20 protein-coding genes are annotated in these 20001 nt (G+C 57.0%); 13 read left to right on the plus strand and 7 right to left on the minus strand.

The window, feature by feature from the left end:
• Positions 1–84 precede the first annotated feature (84 nt).
• Positions 85–1686, minus strand: a complete 1602-nt coding sequence (locus ACR0AW_RS10985) for a BCCT family transporter (protein WP_170394697.1) — start codon at positions 1684–1686, stop codon at positions 85–87.
• A gap of 268 nt (positions 1687–1954) precedes the next feature.
• Here ACR0AW_RS10985 and ACR0AW_RS10990 point away from each other — a divergent pair, with 268 nt between their 5' ends.
• The 4 genes from ACR0AW_RS10990 to pnp all read left to right on the plus strand — a co-directional run bounded on the left by ACR0AW_RS10990 (position 1955) and on the right by pnp (position 5451).
• Positions 1955–2308 carry a metalloregulator ArsR/SmtB family transcription factor gene (locus tag ACR0AW_RS10990; RefSeq protein WP_170394700.1) on the plus strand — a complete coding sequence of 118 codons (354 nt, stop codon included), beginning with the start codon at positions 1955–1957 and terminating at the stop codon, positions 2306–2308.
• Positions 2289–2711, plus strand: a complete 423-nt coding sequence (locus tag ACR0AW_RS10995; RefSeq protein ID WP_170426148.1) for an SRPBCC family protein — start codon at positions 2289–2291, stop codon at positions 2709–2711. Before ACR0AW_RS10990 ends, ACR0AW_RS10995 begins: the two co-directional genes overlap by 20 nt.
• Positions 2708–3076, plus strand: coding sequence for a DUF1761 family protein (locus ACR0AW_RS11000; protein ID WP_170733906.1), 369 nt, complete (start codon positions 2708–2710; stop codon positions 3074–3076). Before ACR0AW_RS10995 ends, ACR0AW_RS11000 begins: the two co-directional genes overlap by 4 nt.
• A gap of 224 nt (positions 3077–3300) precedes the next feature.
• Entirely contained in the window at positions 3301–5451 is a 2151-nt protein-coding gene (gene pnp, locus ACR0AW_RS11005) for a polyribonucleotide nucleotidyltransferase (protein ID WP_170515055.1), read from the plus strand.
• Between the two features lie 292 nt (positions 5452–5743).
• Here the strand turns inward: pnp and ACR0AW_RS11010 are convergent, their stop codons facing one another.
• Both ACR0AW_RS11010 and ACR0AW_RS11015 read right to left on the minus strand, forming a co-directional pair.
• Positions 5744–6244 carry a helix-turn-helix transcriptional regulator gene (locus tag ACR0AW_RS11010; RefSeq protein WP_170394711.1) on the minus strand — a complete coding sequence of 167 codons (501 nt, stop codon included), beginning with the start codon at positions 6242–6244 and terminating at the stop codon, positions 5744–5746.
• 36 nt (positions 6245–6280) lie between these two features.
• Positions 6281–6835 carry a hypothetical protein gene (locus ACR0AW_RS11015; RefSeq protein ID WP_170733907.1) on the minus strand — a complete coding sequence of 185 codons (555 nt, stop codon included), beginning with the start codon at positions 6833–6835 and terminating at the stop codon, positions 6281–6283.
• Between the two features lie 250 nt (positions 6836–7085).
• Here ACR0AW_RS11015 and ACR0AW_RS11020 point away from each other — a divergent pair, with 250 nt between their 5' ends.
• Together ACR0AW_RS11020 and ACR0AW_RS11025 are read left to right on the plus strand one after the other, a co-directional pair.
• Positions 7086–7715, plus strand: a complete 630-nt coding sequence (locus tag ACR0AW_RS11020; RefSeq protein WP_170733908.1) for a TIGR02466 family protein — start codon at positions 7086–7088, stop codon at positions 7713–7715.
• Positions 7716–8031: 316 nt separating this feature from the next.
• The gene (locus ACR0AW_RS11025) at positions 8032–9027 is read left to right on the plus strand and encodes a Hint domain-containing protein (protein ID WP_170776402.1); all 996 of its coding nucleotides are present in this window, start codon (positions 8032–8034) and stop codon (positions 9025–9027) included.
• 39 nt (positions 9028–9066) lie between these two features.
• On the opposite strand, the gene ACR0AW_RS11030 is transcribed toward ACR0AW_RS11025, so the two are convergent.
• A complete protein-coding gene (locus ACR0AW_RS11030; RefSeq protein WP_170408508.1) occupies positions 9067–9717 on the minus strand; it encodes a peroxiredoxin in 651 nt (216 codons plus the stop codon).
• A gap of 218 nt (positions 9718–9935) precedes the next feature.
• On the opposite strand from ACR0AW_RS11030, the gene ACR0AW_RS11035 reads away from it, so the two are divergent.
• Entirely contained in the window at positions 9936–11375 is a 1440-nt protein-coding gene (locus ACR0AW_RS11035; protein WP_170394725.1) for an aldehyde dehydrogenase family protein, read from the plus strand.
• A gap of 55 nt (positions 11376–11430) precedes the next feature.
• Here the strand turns inward: ACR0AW_RS11035 and ACR0AW_RS11040 are convergent, their stop codons facing one another.
• On the minus strand, positions 11431–11865 hold the full coding sequence (locus ACR0AW_RS11040) for a glyoxalase superfamily protein (RefSeq protein ID WP_170426134.1): 435 nt from the start codon (positions 11863–11865) through the stop codon (positions 11431–11433).
• Positions 11866–12040: 175 nt separating this feature from the next.
• Positions 12041–12892: a bifunctional helix-turn-helix domain-containing protein/methylated-DNA--[protein]-cysteine S-methyltransferase gene (locus ACR0AW_RS11045; RefSeq protein WP_170636551.1), complete on the minus strand. Its 852-nt coding sequence runs from the start codon at positions 12890–12892 to the stop codon at positions 12041–12043.
• A 120-nt stretch (positions 12893–13012) separates the two neighbouring features.
• Here ACR0AW_RS11045 and ACR0AW_RS11050 point away from each other — a divergent pair, with 120 nt between their 5' ends.
• The 5 genes from ACR0AW_RS11050 (at position 13013) to ACR0AW_RS11070 (ending at position 17252) form a co-directional block, all read left to right on the plus strand.
• On the plus strand, positions 13013–13462 hold the full coding sequence (locus ACR0AW_RS11050) for a MarR family transcriptional regulator (RefSeq protein WP_170733910.1): 450 nt from the start codon (positions 13013–13015) through the stop codon (positions 13460–13462).
• 1 nt (position 13463) lies between these two features.
• Positions 13464–14105: a cysteine hydrolase family protein gene (locus ACR0AW_RS11055; RefSeq protein ID WP_170733911.1), complete on the plus strand. Its 642-nt coding sequence runs from the start codon at positions 13464–13466 to the stop codon at positions 14103–14105.
• A 96-nt stretch (positions 14106–14201) separates the two neighbouring features.
• Positions 14202–14846 (plus strand): endonuclease III, encoded by a 645-nt coding sequence (gene nth / locus ACR0AW_RS11060; protein ID WP_170515076.1) that lies wholly within the window; start codon positions 14202–14204, stop codon positions 14844–14846.
• Positions 14843–15832, plus strand: a complete 990-nt coding sequence (locus ACR0AW_RS11065) for an adenosine kinase (RefSeq protein WP_170426125.1) — start codon at positions 14843–14845, stop codon at positions 15830–15832. The genes nth and ACR0AW_RS11065 overlap by 4 nt, the downstream gene beginning before the upstream one ends.
• A gap of 82 nt (positions 15833–15914) precedes the next feature.
• Positions 15915–17252 carry a serine hydrolase domain-containing protein gene (locus ACR0AW_RS11070; RefSeq protein WP_170733912.1) on the plus strand — a complete coding sequence of 446 codons (1338 nt, stop codon included), beginning with the start codon at positions 15915–15917 and terminating at the stop codon, positions 17250–17252.
• 6 nt (positions 17253–17258) lie between these two features.
• Here the strand turns inward: ACR0AW_RS11070 and ACR0AW_RS11075 are convergent, their stop codons facing one another.
• A complete protein-coding gene (locus tag ACR0AW_RS11075; RefSeq protein WP_170733913.1) occupies positions 17259–17744 on the minus strand; it encodes an RNA pyrophosphohydrolase in 486 nt (161 codons plus the stop codon).
• Between the two features lie 137 nt (positions 17745–17881).
• On the opposite strand from ACR0AW_RS11075, the gene ACR0AW_RS11080 reads away from it, so the two are divergent.
• Positions 17882–19909, plus strand: a complete 2028-nt coding sequence (locus ACR0AW_RS11080) for an NADPH-dependent 2,4-dienoyl-CoA reductase (protein ID WP_170733914.1) — start codon at positions 17882–17884, stop codon at positions 19907–19909.
• The last annotated feature ends 92 nt before the right edge of the window (positions 19910–20001 follow it).

The raw sequence follows: 20001 nt of genomic DNA on the forward strand, positions 1-20001 counted from the left end.
ATGGGCACGCGCTACAGGGGCCGCTCCGGACCAAAAACGCCCGCCGAATTGGCGGGCGTTTCGGTTTTCTCAGGATAATCCCAGTTACATCTTGGCCTTTTCTGATTTAAGCGCCAGCCACAGGCAGTAGCACATGATCAGAACCACCAAGGTAAACGGAATTCCAGTCGACACCGCTGCCCCTTGCAAGGCAGAGAGACCTCCGCCCAGCAGCAGTGCGATTGCGACGAGGCCTTCAAGCGTGCACCAGAACACGCGTTGCACAACCGGTGCGTCCATCTTGCCGCCTGCCGTGATCGTATCGATCACCAGCGAGCCTGAGTCCGACGATGTGACAAAGAACACAACGATCAGGATCAGAGCGATCGGGGCAATGATGCCGTAAAGCGGCAGCTCTTTCAGGAAGCCGAACAGCGCGCCCTCGGGGGCATAGCTTTCGATCACTGTGGCGCGGACGCCCTCTGCTCCGCCTGCGTTCAGCATGTCAATTGCGGCGCCACCAAAGGTCGACATCCACAGGGCGCAAACCGCAGTGGGTGCCAACAAGGCGCAGATCACGAACTCACGCACCGTACGACCTTTGGAAATGCGGGCGATGAACATGCCCACGAAAGGTGACCACGCAATCCACCAGGCCCAGTAGAAGGTTGTCCAGCCGTGGAAGTAGCTGGTGTCTTCCCGACCGAACGGATTGGACAGGGCCGGTAGATGGGTCACGTAATCCACCATCACGTTGAAGTACCGTGCAATGGCGGTTCCGACACCGGTAACTACGATGACGAAGATGAACAGTCCTACGGCCATGATCATGTTGATCTCACTCAACCGTTTGACTCCTGCATCCATGCCCATCAGGACCGAGCCCAGTGCGATCATCGTAATGCCTATGATCAGCAGGACGGTGACGGTGGGGCTGGGTTCGATGCCAAAGACCTCATACAGCCCGGCGGCCACCTGTTGTGCGCCCAAACCCAATGATGTGGTCAGGCCGAAGAGGGTCGCGAATACTGCCAGAGTATCGATGATGTGGCCCCACCAGCCCCAGACGCGCTCGCCCAGGATCGGATAAAAAGCCGAACGCAGGGTCAATGGTAGCCCGAGATTATAGCTGAAGATTGCAAGCGCCAGACCAACGGCCGCATATACAGCCCAGCCTTCGAGACCCCAATGATGGATCGTGCCGACAATGCCGATGTATTCGTTACCCGGCACAGCGATATCGATGCCCAGCGGGCGGGCGTTGCCGTCTTCTGCAAAGTTGTAATAGACCGGCTCCATCACGCCGAAGAACAACAGCCCGATGCCGATCCCGGCCGCGAACATCATCGCGATCCATCCGGCGTAGGAATAGTCGGGTTTGGCGTCCTTGCCGCCGATCCGCACCTTGCCCACAGGCAAGATGATCAGCACCAGACAGAACAGGGTGATTGCGTCAACCGACAGCACCAGAAACCAGTCAAACGTGCTGGTCAGCCATGGCCGGAGCCAGCCAAAGAACGTGGCTGCGGATTCCTGATTTGCCAGCGCGATCAGGACGAACGCAAAGATCAGGATACTAGAGATCAAAAAGACCGGGTTATGGATGTCCAGACCGAAAGGCCGGACATTGTCCTGCCCCAGCTCATATTCGGTCTCAAAGTCATAAATCCGGGGATCCGGATCCAGCATTTTCTTGGTTTGTGCCATGCGTCTGCCCTTCTGTTCGCTACGTGCAAACGCCAAGGTATTCGACCGGCGGACGGAGGTGATATTCGTATTCCCTTGGCGCGTTTCCGTCGTTTCGACCGCAGGTATGGTGGTTTCAGCCTATACGGATACTAAATTTTCACCAAATATATTCGATTTCGCGAATAATTAGGCGGTGGGAGCGACCGAATTAGCTTTCAGAGCTGCAAATATCCTGTTATTCAACCAAATGGTTGACTGAAACGGAAAAGGCATATAATTCATCCAAATGGTTGAACGAGAGAATCGCTATGACCTAGGCGCTATATTGAAGGCCGCGTCCGACCCAACCCGCCGCGTGATCCTAACGATGCTCGCGCAGCAAGGCCCCTTGCGGGTGACGGATATTGCGCGGCAATTCGATATGAGCCTCAACTCGGTGTCCAAGCACATCAAGGTGCTGGAGAATGCCGGGCTGGTGCGGCGTCGGACGGAATGGCGCGAGCATCTGATCGAGGTGCAGATGGCCCCCTTGTCAGCCGTGGATGACTGGTTCGCCGGGCTGCGTTCGATCTGGGCGCTTCGGCTGGACGCCTTGGAAACTGCTTTGGAGGACCCAGAAGATGACGGAACTGTCCCTTGAAATAACCCGCGCCATTCCGCACCCGCCGGAAAAGGTGTTTGATGCTTGGCTAGACCCGGAAATGTTGGCCAAGTTCATGCTGCCCGGTCCCAACATGTCAGTGCCCGAAGCTTATTCTGACGCCAAAGTAGGGGGCCGGTTCAAGATCATCATGCGCGCGCCCGAGGCCGGGGACCTGCCGCATGAGGGCGAATACAAAGTGATCGACCGGCCCAATCGGCTGCAATTCACTTGGAACTCTCCTTACAGTCAGGACGATTCCACCGTGACGCTGGATTTCACGCCCACCGATAAGGGCACGGAATTGCGCCTGCATCACATCCGTTTCCCTTCGCAAGAAAGCCGAGACAATCATGAAGGCGGCTGGACCCGGATCCTTGAAGTGCTGGAGGTCGCGCTGTGATCAACTGGCTTGCCCTTGGCGCGGGAGTCATCGCCGCCTTTCTGCTAGGGTGGCTGGTCTACGGACCTGTGAGATTTCAGAAACGTTGGGCCGAAGGTACTCGGATCGATCCGACACCGCCTGACACACCACCTCTGCCTCAAATGGAAGCCCAGATCATATTTCTGATCCTGCTGGCTGCTGTGGTCGCCGTGACCGAGACCACCAATAGCCTTGGCGTTGCAGTTTTGGCCATCCTTGCGGTGGCTGCTCAGGCCGCATCGGTCGGGGCATGGGCACAGAAAAGCGGCTTCGCCATCGCAGTCGACATCGGATATGCGCTGGGCTGCGGCGTGGTGATGATATTGGCGCACGCTATCCTTTGATACATCGGCCCCTGCCCAGCTTGGGCGGGGGTTAGGCAATCCCCTGCCCCCCAAAAACTCCCGACTTTCCAAAGCTTGCAAACTGATGTATGGGCCTGTCATCTGAGACGTTGTGCCCTGACCCCGGCACTCGAATGGAAGATAAAGTGGGGTCGGCGGCAATGGGGCCGCCATGCAAACCGGAGACCCGCAGGGGCGGGAGTGCTCCGTTCTAGGATACGCATATGTTTGATGTAACAAAGAAATCGATTCAGTGGGGCGAAGAGACGCTGACACTGGAAACCGGCAAGGTTGCCCGTCAGGCCGACGGCAGCGTGATTGCCACGCTGGGCGAAACCAGCGTCATGGCAAACGTGACCTTTGCCCGTGCTCAAAAGCCCGGTCAGGATTTTTTTCCGCTGACCGTGCACTATCAAGAAAAATACTATGCCGCCGGTAAGGTTCCGGGTGGCTTCTTCAAGCGCGAAGCGCGCCCGACCGAGAAAGAGACGCTGACCGCGCGTCTGATTGACCGTCCGATCCGCCCGCTGTTTGTTGACGGCTTTAAAAACGAAGTTCTGGTGATGTGCACCGTGCTGTCCCACGATCTGGTCAACGACCCCGACATCGTTGCGATGATCGCAGCCTCTGCCGCACTGACCATTTCCGGCGCGCCGTTCATGGGTCCGATCGCCGGTGCCCGCGTTGGTTTCGAGGATGGCGAATACGTTCTGAACCCGACCGTCGACGACATGCAGGACCTGCGCCTGAACCCTGAACAGCGTCTGGACCTGGTTGTCGCCGGTACCAAAGACGCCGTGATGATGGTGGAATCGGAAGCGTACGAACTGTCCGAGGCGGAAATGCTGGGCGCGGTAAACTTCGCGCATGAGCAAATTCAGCCCGTGATCGACCTGATCATCTCGCTGGCCGAAGAAGCCGCGAAAGAGCCGTTCGAATTTGTCGCCCCCGATTACTCGGAGCTGTCCGCCGCTGTTTCGGCTGCCGGTGAAGAGAAGATGCGCGCCGCGTTCGCGATCACCGACAAGCAAGAGCGCACCGCCGCTGTTGCCGCGGCCCGTGAAGCGATCAAGGAAGCGCTGACCGAAGAGCAACTAGAAGACGGCAACCTCGGTTCCGCTATGAAGAAGCTGGAAGCTGGCATTCTGCGCGGTGACGTCGTCAAAGGCGGCAAGCGTATCGACGGTCGTTCGACCACCGATATCCGTTCGATCGTCGCAGAAACCTCGATGCTGCCGCGGACCCACGGTTCTGCCCTGTTCACCCGTGGTGAGACTCAGGCATTGGCCGTGACCACGCTGGGCACCGGTGACGACGAACAGTTCATCGACGCGCTACACGGCAACTTCAAATCGAACTTCCTGCTGCACTACAACTTCCCTCCCTACTCGGTTGGCGAAGTTGGCCGCGTGGGTGGTCCGGGCCGTCGTGAGATCGGCCACGGCAAGCTGGCATGGCGTGCCCTGCAGGCGGTTCTGCCTGCGGCGACCGACTTCCCCTACACGATCCGCATCGTGTCGGAGATCACCGAATCCAACGGCTCGTCCTCGATGGCGTCGGTTTGCGGTGGTTCGCTTTCGATGATGGATGCGGGCGTTCCGCTCAAAGCACCGGTTGCCGGTGTGGCCATGGGCCTGATCCTGGAAGATGACGGCAACTATGCCATCCTTTCGGACATTCTGGGTGACGAAGACCACCTTGGCGACATGGACTTCAAAGTGGCTGGCACCGAAAACGGCATCACCTCGCTGCAGATGGATATCAAGGTTGCGGGCATCACGCCTGAGATCATGGAGAAAGCCCTGGCGCAAGCCAAGGACGGCCGGATGCACATTCTGGGTGAGATGGGCAAAGCCCTGTCCGAGACCAACGAATTCTCGGTCCACGCCCCGCGCATCGAGACCATGAACATCCCAACCGACAAGATCCGCGAAGTGATCGGCTCGGGCGGTAAGGTCATCCGCGAGATCGTCGAGGTTTCGGGTGCCAAGGTCGACATCAATGACGACGGCGTCATCAAGATCGCGTCGCCCGACGGTGAATCGATCAAGAAGGCCTATGAGATGATCCACTCGATCGTTGCTGAGCCGGAAGAAGGCCAGATCTACACCGGTAAAGTGGTCAAGATCGTCGACTTCGGTGCCTTCGTGAACTTCTTTGGCAAGCGCGACGGTCTGGTGCACGTGTCCCAGATCGAAAACCGACGCCTGAACCATCCGTCGGATGTTCTGAAAGAAGGTCAGGAAGTAAAGGTCAAGCTGCTGGGCTTTGACGATCGCGGCAAGGTGCGCCTGTCGATGAAAGTTGTCGATCAGGAAACCGGCGAAGAGATCGTTCCCGAGAAGAAAGAAAAGAAAGAGGAAAGCGCAGAGTAATCTGCCTCTTTTGCAAGAACGAAGGCCCCGGTAATCCGCCGGGGCCTTTTTCTTTGGGCGAATGACGAGTGCCGTAGCGATGCTGTGGAATGTGCCGACCATCTGCTTGCTGGGGTAGGCTTCAATTTTGATGAGGCTACAATTCTGATTGTTGAGTGCATTGCCCTGAAACAGAGCCTCGCAACCACTTAAAACGTTGGCTTTACAGGCCCGGGGCATCTACTTGGGCATTCTTTTCTACTCATTGCCGATAAATGAATGAATTTACGACGATATCCGATCGTTTCTTGGTTTATTTCTTTTCTTCGATCAAAAGCTCTTCTATGAGCGCGCCTAACAGTTGCGTCCTCGATTTGACCTTGGCTTTTTTGTAGATTGAATTGTTCTGGGACTTGATTGTTCCCTCGCTGGTCTCGCGCAGTTTAGCTATTTCTGCGAGGGACAGGCCCTTTACGGTGAGAAGTGCAACATCTCGTTCCGCAGCACTAAGGCCCCAACGGTCGAACTGTAGTTCCAGCATTCGAAAAAACTCGCCTTGAGCCTTCCGCAGGTTCTGTTTGACTTCTTGGTGACGTCGCAAAAACAGCCTGTGGCTTTGCCAAATCAAAAGCCCCCCAAGAATAAACCCAAATAGGGTGATGAGAGCCGTGATTTCATGGACCACCCAACTCGCGGAAAAAATGTAGTACCCTGTTATTTCGCCAATCAATTCGATCACAAACGTCAAAGCAGAGATCGCATATACAGCGATCCCCGCTTTGAACATGGCTTCTTTTTTAAACCATTTGTTCAAACCCCAATCTCGCTTGGGCTCAAGTTGGAAGCTGAATTAATCATCGTCGCCTTCGTCATCCCCTTCGCCATCGTCGCCTTCGCTATCGCGTTCGCCGTCATCGCCTTCGCTATCGCGTTCGCCATCGTCGCCTTCGCTATCGCGCTCGCCATCGTCACCTTCGCTGTCGCGCTCACCATCGTCGCCTTCGCTGTCGCGTTCACCATCGTCGCCTTCGCTGTCGCGTTCACCATCGTCGCCTTCGCTATCGTTTTCCCCATCGCCTTCGTCATCGTCACCTTCGTCATCGTCACCTTCGTCATCAAATCCTTCGTCGTCATCTTCGTCGTCATCTTCCTCATCGTCGAACTCATCGTCTCGCTCAGAACGATCCCGAACGATGGTTCCGTCTTTCCCCAGCACCACTTCTCTCTCGATTCCAGGTCCAGTTGCTTCAAAGCGAAGATTCCCAAACAGCGTGTTGGTTATTTCGATTCGTTGGAAACCTTGTTCTGTGAGTTCGTCGATGATGTCTTGCTTGGTGGTTTGCGAAAGCGCCGTGGTGGCCATCAGAACGAAAGTTGATGTCAGACCGATAGTTTTCTTGTTCATGTTCCCATCCTCAAAGGAATTGCCAATTGAACTAAAACATCGGCGCTTTGCGATGGGAATATAACTTAGGTTGGTTAGGCCAGACTTGAACCAAAGAACTATATCCTCAACGGTACTGGGTAATGCGCGCAATGTGCGCGAACGTGGATTTGGAGAGCGCCGAAAAATTTTTCAGGAGCAAATTCCTGAATTTGATCTCGGACCGATCTGAATTTACAGCCATGTAGTTTTTGAAGGTGACACCGAGGATATGTCCGAAGCCAAGAAATTCGAAAAGCTCTTCTCTACTCCAATGATGCGATTTGTGGTGCCTAACAGTGCAGCGCTTAATGCGGCGATTCTGTTTGAGGCCGAAAAGATGCGTGAGGAAGACGAGGGTGCCTCAAAATCCAATCGCGGCGGATGGCACTCAAACGGAAACCTCTTTGATCGCGATACGCCCGCTATTCAGAATTTGCGAGACGCGGCCGAAGATGCGGTGTTTCAAATAACGCGAAAGGTCTCAGACAAGGTTGAACTGGATAAACTTCGCCTGAAACTGTTCGGGTGGATAAACGACAATCCTTCCGGCGGGTACAATGCGCCGCATACTCATCCCGGCGCGCATTGGTCTGGAGTGTACTATGTTTCTCAACCCGAGATCGAAGAAGGTTCGTCTGGAATGATTGAGTTTCTCGACCCCCGAAACGAGTTGCCTCACTGGCGCATACTTCAGGCGAGTGCGTTTCGGAACAAAAAGAAGCTGCGCCCGGCAGCCGGCGAAATGATCCTTTTTCCATCCTATCTGACCCATTGGGTCCACCCAAACCAAAGTAAAGAAAGCCGCGTCACGGTTGCCTTCAACGCAACCTTTCGACGTCCAAAATCGGATCCCAGTTAATCGCCTCGAGATACGCAGCCTCTGTGGTATCGAACATCATGGCAATGTTTCGCCTGGTCAACGCAGTCAGCGCGGCTTTCAGTTTCCATCAGAAGCTACAATCCTTTGGCAGCGAGACCGCGTTCAACTGACGTATCCGATCCCTACCACCGCCTCGGTAGGCGTGCCCACAGTCGATCCAACCATAGCCAATCTGCCTTTTTCGATCAGTGCCGCTTTCGAGCCCTGCGCGTCACGGTAAACGATATGTTAACACTTCTAAGTTGAGTTAGCTCAAAGTTAAGGAAATCCAAATCATCTGGGACGTCGCCGCGCTTTGGCCTCTATCACCATCTTTGAGATCGACGGAGATCCGTTTGGCAACCCCAGTGTGAAGGTGACCCAGGGGTTTCAGGTCACCATTACTGATGATGATAATTTTCTCGAAAATCCGGACAACAACGGCAGCCAACAGTTCGATACCCTCCCAATCCCCGGGCTGAACAACTCCGGCAGCTTTCAAATATTTGAAGGCTACAGCGCGACGGTCGGAGGTGCACCGGTCACCTACACACTGCTGCAATTCTCGGGTACGCAATACATCGTTGTGACCTCGGGAAACGTTGCTGTTAACGATGTACTGACAGGCAACTCACTGGCCCAGAGTACTGCACCTGCGGTCGAATATGATAACCTTCCCAGCTTTGTCTGCTTTACTTCGGGGTCACATATTCTGACACCGTCGGGCCAGCGTCTGATCGAAGAAGTCAAAGCAGGCGATCATGTGATCACCGCAGATGGCACCGGTCGGGCCGTGCGCTGGGTGGGTCGGCGACGGCTGAGTGATGCGGACCTGAGACAGACCCCTAAGCATTGCCCGATCCGGATCAGTGCGGGCAGTCTTGGGCCGCAGACACCATCGCGAGATCTGCTGCTGTCACCTCAGCATCGGGTTGTCGTGTCCTCACCTGCATTGGAATTGCATCATAGTCACCCGATGATGTTGGCGACGGCCAAGTCTCTGCTCAACGGCAAGTCTATCACGCAAGTTCCGCCAAGCGGGGGCGTCGAGTACATTCACATTCTATTCGACCAGCATGAGCTGGTGAATGTCGAAGGATTGTGGTCGGAATCGTTTTATCCCGGCGGATATACGCTGGACGCGATGAGCAGTGCAGTGAAGGAGGAACTATTCGAGCTGTTCCCTGAGCTTCATTCCGATACAGGCGGCTATGGTGATACGGTGCTGCCGGTTCTGAAACCGTACGAAGTGCAGATGCTGCGCCCGGAGCTATCTGCCCCTTGCGGCGCAACCTCGGCGTTTGCGCATTAGAAGAAGGCGGGGGCTTTCGCCCCCTGCCCGTTGATCCGATTACGACGGCGCTTTGGTTTTGCGCAGATAGGGGAAGATCGTCTCGAACTCGCCGAACTTCTCTTTTGCCTCATCGTTGGAGACCGCAGGTGGAATGATCACATCCTCACCCGGCACCCAATTTGCGGGGGTTGCCACGCCCTTGGCGCTCATCTGAAGGCCATCCAGCGCACGCAGAATCTCGGCAAAGTTGCGGCCCACGGTCATCGGGTAGGTCATGGACAGTTTCAACTGCTTATCGGGTCCGATGATAAAGACAGAGCGTACAGTTGCGCTGTCGGCAGGCGTGCGGCCGTCGGGCAGATAGGCCTCGGCCGGCAGCATGTCGAAGGCTTTGGACACAGCCAGACCGTCATCGGCGATGATCGGGAAGCCGGGGTTGGCGTTGCCATAGGCCTCGATATCTTTTTTCCACTTCTTATGATCTTCGACACCATCGACCGACACGCCGATCACTTTGGTGTTCCGCGCCGCCCATTCATCGTTCAGCTGCGCAACTGCCGAAAACTCGGTCGTGCAAACAGGAGTGAAGTCCTTGGGGTGTGAGAACAGGATGGCCCAGCTATCGCCAATCCAGTCATGAAACTGGACGGTGCCCTGATCTGTCTCTGCGGTGAAATTCGGGACCGTATCATTGATGCGCAAACCCATTGGGAAACTCCTTTCCTGTGAAAAATCGCGAGTCGATTGCTGCCAACCTAATCACTTTGCGCAGAGGTTAAACCATTCATGTTGCGCTGTCAGAAGATTCAGTAGGTAGATAATTTGATCAAATTATGTTTTACCCTTGCCCGACACCCGGGTGGGTGACAGAGTGCGAATGAAAACCGACCGTTCGGTCGATTGATTCCTGATCCGGAGGATGAGCCATGATCGAAAAACGCGATTTCTATATCAACGGCAAATGGGTCGCCCCATCAGAGCCGAATGATTTCGAAGTGATCGACCCGTCGACCGAAGAACCATGCGCGGTGATCTCATTGGGGTCAGAGGCTGACACTAACGCAGCGGTCGCCGCGGCCAAAGCTGCTCTTCCTGGTTGGATGGCAACCCCGGTGGACGAGCGCATCGCTTTGGTAGAGAAACTGGTCGATATTTACGCCACCCGCTCAGAGGATCTGGCCCAGGCGATGTCGATGGAGATGGGTGCACCGATCGAAATGGCGCGCAGCCAGCAATCGGGCGCGGGGATCTATCACCTGAAAAACTTCATCCGTGCCGCCAAGGCGTTCCAATTCGAACGCCCACTGGGCGATCATGCGCCGAATGACCGGATCATCTATGAAGCGGTGGGTGTGGCAGCCCTGATCACCCCATGGAATTGGCCGATGAATCAGGTCACGCTCAAGGTCGGCGCGGCGGCGATTGCGGGCTGCACGATGGTGCTGAAACCGTCCGAGCAAAGCCCGCTGAACGCGATGATCTTTGCTGAGATGATGGATGAGGCTGGCTTCCCGGCTGGTGTTTTCAACCTGGTGAATGGCGATGGCGTGGGCGTGGGCTCTCAGCTCTCGGGGCACGCAGATGTTGATATGGTCAGCTTCACCGGTTCGACCCGCGCGGGCACTGCGATTTCCAAGAATGCGGCGGATACACTGAAGAAAGTGCATCTGGAACTGGGCGGCAAAGGGGCCAATGTGGTCTTCGCCGATGCCGACGAAAAGGCGGTAAAACGCGGCGTCCTGCACATGATGAACAACACCGGTCAAAGCTGTAACGCGCCCAGCCGGATGCTGGTGCAGCGTCCGATCTATGATCAGGCGGTTGAGACAGCCGCCGAAGTGGCAAACAAGGTCACCGTCGGCAGTGCCGCCGAAGAAGGCCGACATATCGGACCGGTGGTGAACGAAGTGCAGTGGACCAAAATTCAGGACCTGATCCAGAAAGGAATTGATGAGGGCGCGCGTCTGGTGGCAGGCGGTACCGGTCGCCCTGAAGGACTGAACAAGGGCTACTATGTGCGTCCTACGGTCTTTGCAGATGCCAACAACCAGATGACCATCGCGCGCGAGGAGATTTTTGGCCCGGTTCTGACCATGATCCCCTTCGATACCGAAGAAGAAGCCATCGAGATTGCCAATGACACACCTTACGGGCTGACCAATTATGTTCAGACCCAAGACGGTGCACGCGCCAACCGAATGGCTCGCGTCTTGCGGTCGGGCATGGTTGAGATGAACGGCCAGTCGCGCAGCGCTGGGTCCCCGTTTGGTGGGATGAAACAGTCCGGCAATGGCCGCGAAGGCGGGGTTTGGGGCTTGGAGGACTTCCTTGAAGTCAAAGCCGTTGGCGGTTGGGCCGCCGAATAGTCAATCTTGGTGCTATCAAAATGTGAGGCACCCTAAGGGTGCCTCGCTTTGTTTCTTAGGCAGGTCGGACGATAAGCTGCGGCTCTCCGTCCGACGTGTGACGGGTGGATCGACCATCCCAGCCAATCTCACCTGTCACCCGCTGGCGAAGGGACGAAAAACTGTCGAACCGGACCACATCTACGGGCACGTCGAACTGAAGGGTCACCCGGCGATGTCCGCCATCCCCAATCATGGTCAGACCGCGGATTTCGGCGGTGAAGGGCTGACCCAGATATCGGCCCTCAACCCGGTCACCAACGCGCAACTGCACTCGATTTCCTGCCATCGCGTGCAACGTGTTCCAATCCCGCGCACCGAGTTGATGCGCCAACAGTTCCAGCGCCTCGCTATGTGATAGCTTCACTCCGGCGTCCTGCAGGCGTTTGCGCAGGCGTTTTGCCTGCTCTTTCAGCTCCGCAACCGGAGCGATGTTCTGAATATGTGTCATGGTGTGCCTCGTTTCCTGAAACGGGCGCGAAATCTGGACGGGGTTCGCATTGCCATCCGCGCGCCTGGAAAGGGCAACAGATGTGATTCAATCGGGTTTCACCAAAGCCTAAGGCCGCGAACGGCAGGGGACCCGAACCTGCCGTGCATATGGCAACGACGCGCCAGAATGTCAATCAGGCGTCGGCCTGCGCCGCCTCATAGGCCAGCATGGCGCGTTTGACGGGCAGTCCCCAGTGGTAGCCGCCCAAGCCGCCCGATTTGCGCAAGGCACGGTGGCAGGGGATCAGCCAACTGACCGGGTTCCGCCCAACTGCGGTGCCCACGGCGCGCACCGCTTGGGGTGAGCCGACCCGCTGCGCGATCTCGGAATAGGTGGTGACCTGCCCCGAGGGGATGTGCATCAGCGCTTCCCATACCTTGATCTGCAGTGGTGAGCCGATCAGGTAGAGCGGGGTCGGCTCCAACCGGTCGCTGGCCGCACCGAAGGCGCTGAGCACCCAAGGCCGCAGGCGCATCGGGTCCTCGACAAAATCAGCATTGGGCCAACGAGAGATCATGTCTTCCATCGCCGCCTCCTCGCCTGTCTCGGCCCCAAAGGCGATTCCACAGATTCCCTTGTCAGTTCCCATAACCAGCGCAGGGCCAAAGGGGCATTCGAACCAGCCCCAGTAGATCGTGAGACCTGCGCCTTTGCGGGCATATTCACCGGGGCTCATGGATTCCCATTTCAGGAACAGGTCATGCAGCCGCCCACTGCCGGACAGCCCCACATTATGAGCGGTTTCCAGCGTGGTGAAACGCTCGTGCAACAGGGCTTTGGCATGGCCAAGGGTCAGGTATTGCTGGTATCGCTTCGGCGAGACCCCGGTCCAGCGTGAGAACAGACGCTGAAAGTGGGCAGGGCTCATATCCATCTGGCGAGCCAACTCATCAAGACTGAGACTCTCTCCGCCTTGATCGATCAAATCGATCGCGCGCCGCATGACGTTATAATGATATCCGCTTTCTGCTGTCTGGACGTTCATCGGTCACCTCATCAGTTACAGAAACAGTAACTTGCCCCTGTCGATCTTGCGACCCGGAACCTGCGCTTTATCTTGTCAACTGAGTTGACGAATCAAATCGATTTCTCCTACCATTCAGGTATGGGACACAGGTTGGATCAGCTTTATCAGGCAGTTCAGGCCACCCGGCCTTTGCTGCGGAACATCACGGCAGCAGTTGAGCAGGGCAGCCAGCGCAAAGGCGTGACCGTCGGGCAACGTGCCCTTTTGGAAGGTCTGTCGCTATCTCCCGGCGCGACAGCCCCGGTGCTATGCGCCGAGTTGCAGCTGAAACGACAATATGTCTCGCGCATCTTAAAAGAGCTGATGGGCGCACAGCTGATCGAAAGCCAGCCCAATCCCAAACGTGCAGGCACCTACTGCTACCGGCTGAGCCTTGCGGGCGAAGAGACGATCACGGCAATCAGAGCGGATGAGATGGCCAAGCTGACACGCTTTGCACAGGATTTTTCTGCGTCAGAGCTTGCCGCCTATCACAAGGTTCAGCTGGCCCTGACCCGCTATTTCGCAGAACTCGCCAAGGAGGCCTGACATGACCGTCCTTTGGATAATGGCGGCAAGCATCATGATCGCCGTGTTGTACATCCTCTTGCAAATCCGAAAGATTGGCACTCCGACAACCGGAGCCAAAATAGACCTGGCATCGCGGCCTGAAACGGCGCTGCTGGTGATCGATATGCAAACAGATTTTACCTCGATACCCACCTGGGATGACGCACAAATTGAGGGTGCCTTGTCGACGATCCGGTCAACGACGGACAGCGCCCGCCAGTCTGACTGGTCCGTGATTGCCATCCGTCATGAATTCAAGGGACGGCTGGCGAACTTGCTGAACGGGTGGTTCAATCAGGGGCGCGGCAACGCAGGTTCCGACGGAGTTGGGTTGGATCCGCGTCTTGCGCTGAATCCCGATGCCGAGTTTGTAAAATCCGTAGGTGACGCCTTTTCTTCGCCGGGCTTTGAACGGTTCCTGCAAGACAAACGGATCGGAACGCTGGTTCTGACAGGGTTGGACGGGTGTCATTGCGTGAATAAGACCGCGCAGGGCGCGCTCAATCGAGGATATCGGGTTCAGATCGATCCGGCGGCTGTACTGGCAGCTGATCCGAACCGGTGGCAGGGGATCAGGGATCAACTTGCAACGGCGGGGGTGGATTTCCGACTGCAAAAGTGAGGCATAGGGATAAATCGACCAAGACCCGCGCCTAGGCAAAACCAAAACGCACCTTTTCAATTGCGACCGCTTGTCTGGCAGGGCATTAAGGCTCGGATGGCCAATCAACTCGGATACCACAAGATCCGCGAGATCTTTACGCGTTTTCACGACGCCGACCCTGAACCCAAGGGCGAGTTGGAGCATGTAAACGTCTATACTCTGGTCGTTGCCGTCGCACTGTCAGCGCAGGCGACCGATGCCGGCGTCAACAAGGCTACGCGCGCGCTATTCAAGATCGCTGACACGCCGCAGAAGATGCTGGATCTGGGCGAAGAAGGTCTGATCGAACATATCAAGACCATCGGCCTGTTCCGCCAGAAGGCCAAGAACGTAATCAAGCTGAGTCGCATTCTGGTCGAAGACTATGGCGGTGAGGTGCCCAACTCCCGCGCGGCGCTTCAATCGCTACCGGGTGTGGGGCGCAAGACAGCCAATGTTGTCTTGAACATGTGGTGGCGATATCCGGCGCAGGCGGTGGACACGCATATCTTCCGCGTCGGTAACCGCACCGGCATTTGTCCGGGCAAGAATGTAGACGCCGTCGAACGCGCCATCGAAGACAACATACCGACCGACTTTCAGCTGCATGCGCATCACTGGCTGATCCTGCATGGCCGCTATCACTGCAAGGCACGCAAACCACAGTGCCCTACCTGTATCATCCGCGATCTCTGCGAATTTGAGGACAAAACCGAATGAAAACCTACCAACTGACCGGCATCGGAAACGCCGTTGTGGACGTGATTTCCCAAGCCGATGACAGTTTCCTTGAGCTGATGGGCATCGAAAAGGGCATCATGCAGCTGATCGAACAGGAGCGCGGCGAGGTACTGTATGCCTCGATGGAAGGCCGGGTGCAGACGCCGGGCGGCTCGGTTGCCAATACCATTGCGGGTGCGGGTGCACTGGGTCTGGATTCGGCGTTTATCGGGCGGGTGCATGATGATGCGCTGGGGCGGTTCTATGCGGATGCGATGAACGAGGATGGGGTGGATTTCGTGAACCCGCCGGTGCCGGGGGGCGAGCTGCCAACCTCGCGTTCAATGATCTTTGTCTCACCGGATGGCGAGCGGTCGATGAACACCTATCTGGGTATTTCGTCCGAGCTGTCTTCTCGGGATGTCTCGGAAGACGTCGCGGGCAACAGCCAGATCATGTTCCTCGAGGGCTATCTGTTCGACAAGGAAAAGGGCAAGGCGGCATTCCTGGAGGCCGCGCGCAACTGCCACAAGGGTGGCGGCAAGGCGGGCATCGCCATTTCTGACCCGTTCTGTGTAGAACGGCACCGGGTCGATTTCCTGCTGCTGATCGAGAATGAGCTGGATTTTGTAATCGGCAACGAGGCCGAAATCAAATCGCTGTTCGAAACCGACGATCTTGAAGAGGCGCTGGCGAAAACGGCCGAGATTTGCCCTCTGGTCGTCTGCACCCGGTCTGGCGACGGGGTGACCGTTCTGAACGGCGACGCGCGCATCGACGTACCAGTTGAAAAGATCGTCCCCGTGGACGCGACCGGCGCGGGCGATCAATTCGCCGCCGGGTTCCTTTATGGCATGGCAACAGGCCGCGATTACGAGACCTGTGCGCGGATCGGCAATGTCTGTGCCCGCGAGGTGATCAGCCATATCGGCCCGCGCCCTGAGGCGAACATGCAGGAGTTGCTGCAGGCTGAGGGATTGCTCTGATCCCGCGAAACGCAACGTAACGCTGGTGCGTCACATTTCGGAATGGCTACCCTTTTTTTGGATGTAAGGGGGGAGCCAATTCATGTTGGGCAGAGCACTCAGGATCACCGCAGGAACATTGGCGTTGGGGCTTGTGGCCGGCGTTGGGTACCTGCTGATCTCTCCGCCCGACCTGTTGCGAGTCGGGACCAACTATTCTGCCAAGATCGTCTGTTCTAACGTGTTCATCGCCAGGCGGGATGCGCAGGAGGTACTGGAGGTTGATGTGCAGGCGCCCGGGCATCCGTTGCTGAAACACGTCTCGGTCTCGGTAGACCCCGAGGCGCAATCAGTATCCGCAAAGCTACTCGGGATCTTCGCCCCTGCGACCAGCCAATATCGCGAGGGGCTTGGATGTGCGAATACGCATGAGGCCCAACCGGTCAACGCCCAGCTAAACACTCTGCCCGCGCTGTCTGATGCACTTTGGCCGGAAGGCACCACCGTGGCCCCAGCGCAGAACTCCAAATTGGCAATGGTTCTGTCGGACCCGACCATTCTGGGAAAGGGCTTCCGCGCCGTAGTTGTGGTGCATGATGGCCGGATCATTGGTGAGGCTTATGCGGATGGATTCGACGAAAATACCCCTCTTCTGGGCTGGTCAATGACCAAAACCATAACCTCTGGATTGATTGGAACGCTGATAAAATCCGGTCAGATGAAGTTGACGGATACACTGGTCGATTCATTTCCCAATTGGGCAGAGGACAACCGGCAGCACATTACCGTCGAGGATATGTTGACCATGTCAAGCGGCCTGCGATGGAACGAAGGCTATGGTGACGTCTCGGACGTGACTCGGATGTTATATCTGAGCGACGACATGGCGGGGTTTGTCACTTCGCTTGAGGCCGAGGCTGAGCCAAATACTGAATTCAACTATTCGTCGGGCACATCCACCGTCTTGGCGCGGGTCTGGCAGGATCAGGTCAAAGATGACAGCTTGTCCTATCCGCAGCGCGCACTCCTGCTGCCACTGGGCATGACCTCGGCCATACTTGAAACTGATGTTTCTGACACCTTTGTCGGCTCAAGCTATATGTACGCCACAGCGCGGGATTGGGCACGATATGGGCAATTCCTGCTGCAGGGCGGCACATGGGACGGGCAGCAAATTCTGCCCGAAGGGTTCACTGACTGGATGTTCGAACCGGTTGCTGTCTCGGGCGGGGCATATGCCAAAGGTCACTTGTGGCGCGACGTGCCGGGTGGAGAACCCCCGTTCGAAGATGCGGTCTGGATGGCCGGACATGATGGGCAATCGGTCGGGATATTCCCTTCGCGTGATTTGGTGATCGTGCGATTGGGGCTTACACCGTCCGATACCGGTTATTCCCCGCTGCCGCTGGCCAAAGCGGTGATTACGGCGCTTGGTTCCTAACCCGAACTACCCGAGATGCGGCTGAAACGCAGAAAGCACCTGCTGGTAGACGTCCTTTTTGAACGGCACGATCTCATCGACCAGCCGCGTCATGGTCTGCCATTTCCAGTGGGTGAACTCGGGGTGCTCGGTTGCGATATCGATCTGATCATCCCGGCCTAAGAACCGCATCAGGTACCACTTCTGCTCCTGTCCGCGATACCGGCCCTTCCAGATTTTCGGCACAATGTCATGCGGTAGGTCATAGGGCAGCCAGCCGTCGGTCTCGGCGATGATGTCGACCAGATCGCTGGTTACACCAGTTTCTTCCCAAAGCTCGCGCAGGGCCGCATCGCGCGGGTCTTCGCCCTTGTCCACGCCGCCCTGCGGCATCTGCCAGGCGTCCTTGTGACGATCATTGCGCTGACCGACAAAGATTTTCCCCTCGGCATTCATCAACATCAGTCCCACGCAGGGGCGATAGGGCAGTTTGGCGATTTCATCAGGGGTCATGCGCGGCCTCGTGATTAAGCTTTGCTGCGTCTCTAGCAAGCGCCGCAGTAAAGGCAAAGGGAATGACGTTAGGTTTCGCGTGACAAAGGTGACGCGAAGGTCAATCTGACGGTCAAAGTCGGGAGGGAGAGTTTGCCATGACTGCGTACCCAAACATGTTGGCCCCGCTGGATCTGGGTTTTACCACGTTGAAGAACCGCGTGCTGATGGGCTCGATGCATACCGGTCTGGAAGAGACCGGCGACTGGATCCGTGTCGCCGAGTTCTACGCGGATCGCGCGCGCGGTGGTGTTGCTTTGATGGTGACGGGTGGGATTGGCCCGAACCTTGAGGGCTCGGTGCTGCCCGGGGCCTCGATGATGACCAATGATGAAGAGGTGGCGAACCATTCCATTGTGACCAAACGTGTGCATGAGGCAGGCGGCAAGATCGCGATGCAGATCCTGCATGCGGGGCGCTATGCCTATGGTCCGAAATGCGTGGCCCCCAGCCCGGTGAAATCCCCAATTTCTCCGTTTCCGCCGCATGAGTTGGACGAAGAGGGTATCGAGAAGCAAATCAGCGACATCGTCAACGCGGCTGTTCTGGCCCAGAAGGCGGGCTATGACGGGGTCGAGATCATGGGCTCCGAGGGGTATTTCCTGAACCAGTTCCTCGTGACCCACACCAACAAGCGCGAGGATCGCTGGGGTGGGTCATACGAGAACAGGATGCGTCTGCCCATTGAGGTGGTGCGCCGCACGCGGGAAGCCGTGGGGAGCGATTTCATCATCATCTATCGCCTTTCGATGATTGATCTTGTGCCCAATGGGTCGACCCATGACGAAGTCGTTGAACTTGCGCAGCGGATTGAGCAGGCCGGGGCAACGATCATCAACACCGGTATCGGTTGGCATGAGGCGCGGATTCCGACGATTGCTACCAGCGTTCCCCGTGCTGCATTTGCGTGGGTTACCAAGAAGCTGATGGGTAAAGTCGGGATTCCGGTGATCACCTCGAACCGGATCAACACGCCTGAGGTTGCCGAAGAAGTTCTATCGACCGGTTGCGCCGATATGGTGTCTCTGGCGCGGCCGATGCTGGCCGATGCGGATTTCGTGAACAAGGCGATTGCGGATGAGGCCGCGAAGATCGCCCCGTGCATCGCATGCAATCAGGCCTGTCTGGACCACACTTTCAGCGGCAAGCTGACCTCATGCCTGGTCAATCCGCGCGCCTGTCATGAGACTGAATTGGTGATCGGCAAGGCCGAGACACGCAAGACAGTGGCCGTTGTCGGCGCTGGCCCTGCAGGTTTGTCCACTGCGATGACAGCTGCCCAGCGCGGCCATGATGTAACCCTGTTTGATCGCGCCGCCGAGATAGGCGGGCAGTTGAACATGGCCAAACAGGTGCCAGGGAAAGAAGAGTTCTGGGGACTGGTCGACTGGTATCGCACCATGATGAACGACCTAGGCGTGACGGTCGAACTGAACCGCGAGGTCAGCGCGGATGATCTGACCGGTTATGATGAGGTGGTCATCGCCACCGGTGTCACTCCTCGTGATCCGCAGATTCCCGGCCAGGATCGGGACAATGTGCTCAGCTACATCGACGTGCTGCGCGACAAGGCCGAGGTCGGCAGCACCGTCGCCGTAATCGGGGCCGGAGGCATCGGGTTCGATGTCTCCGAATTCCTGCTGGAAGACGGTCACAGCCCAACCACGGACCTTCCATTGTGGATGAAGGAATGGGGCGTGACCGACCCCGCAGAACACCGCTCGGGCCTGGCCCCCGAGGGCCCGCAGCCCGAAGCACCAGCACGGCAGGTCACGTTGCTGCAGCGCAAGGCGCAGCGTCACGGCAAGGGGCTAGGAAAGACAACGGGCTGGATCCACCGCGCGACGCTAAAGATGAAGGACGTCAGTTTCGTTGGTGGTGTGAATTATGAGCGCATCGACGAGGACGGCCTGCATGTCAGCTTTGGCGAAACCCGCGATGATCCAACCGTGATCGCAGCCGAGTCGATCGTCCTATGTGCCGGGCAGGTCTCGGACCGGTCGCTGGCGGATGAGCTGATCGAACGTGGAATCGCCTGCCATGTGATTGGTGGCGCAGATGTGGCAGCTGAGCTGGACGCCAAACGTGCGATCAATCAGGGCACACGTCTGGCGGCAGCGTTCTGACGTTGTAATGCCAGTGCGCTGGAGAAAGCCGCCCCGGAAGAGGCGGCTTTTTTCGTTTTCCTTGACTCAGTTGTTATCAATATACATATGTA

Source organism: Ruegeria sp. C5, from assembly GCF_056537605.1.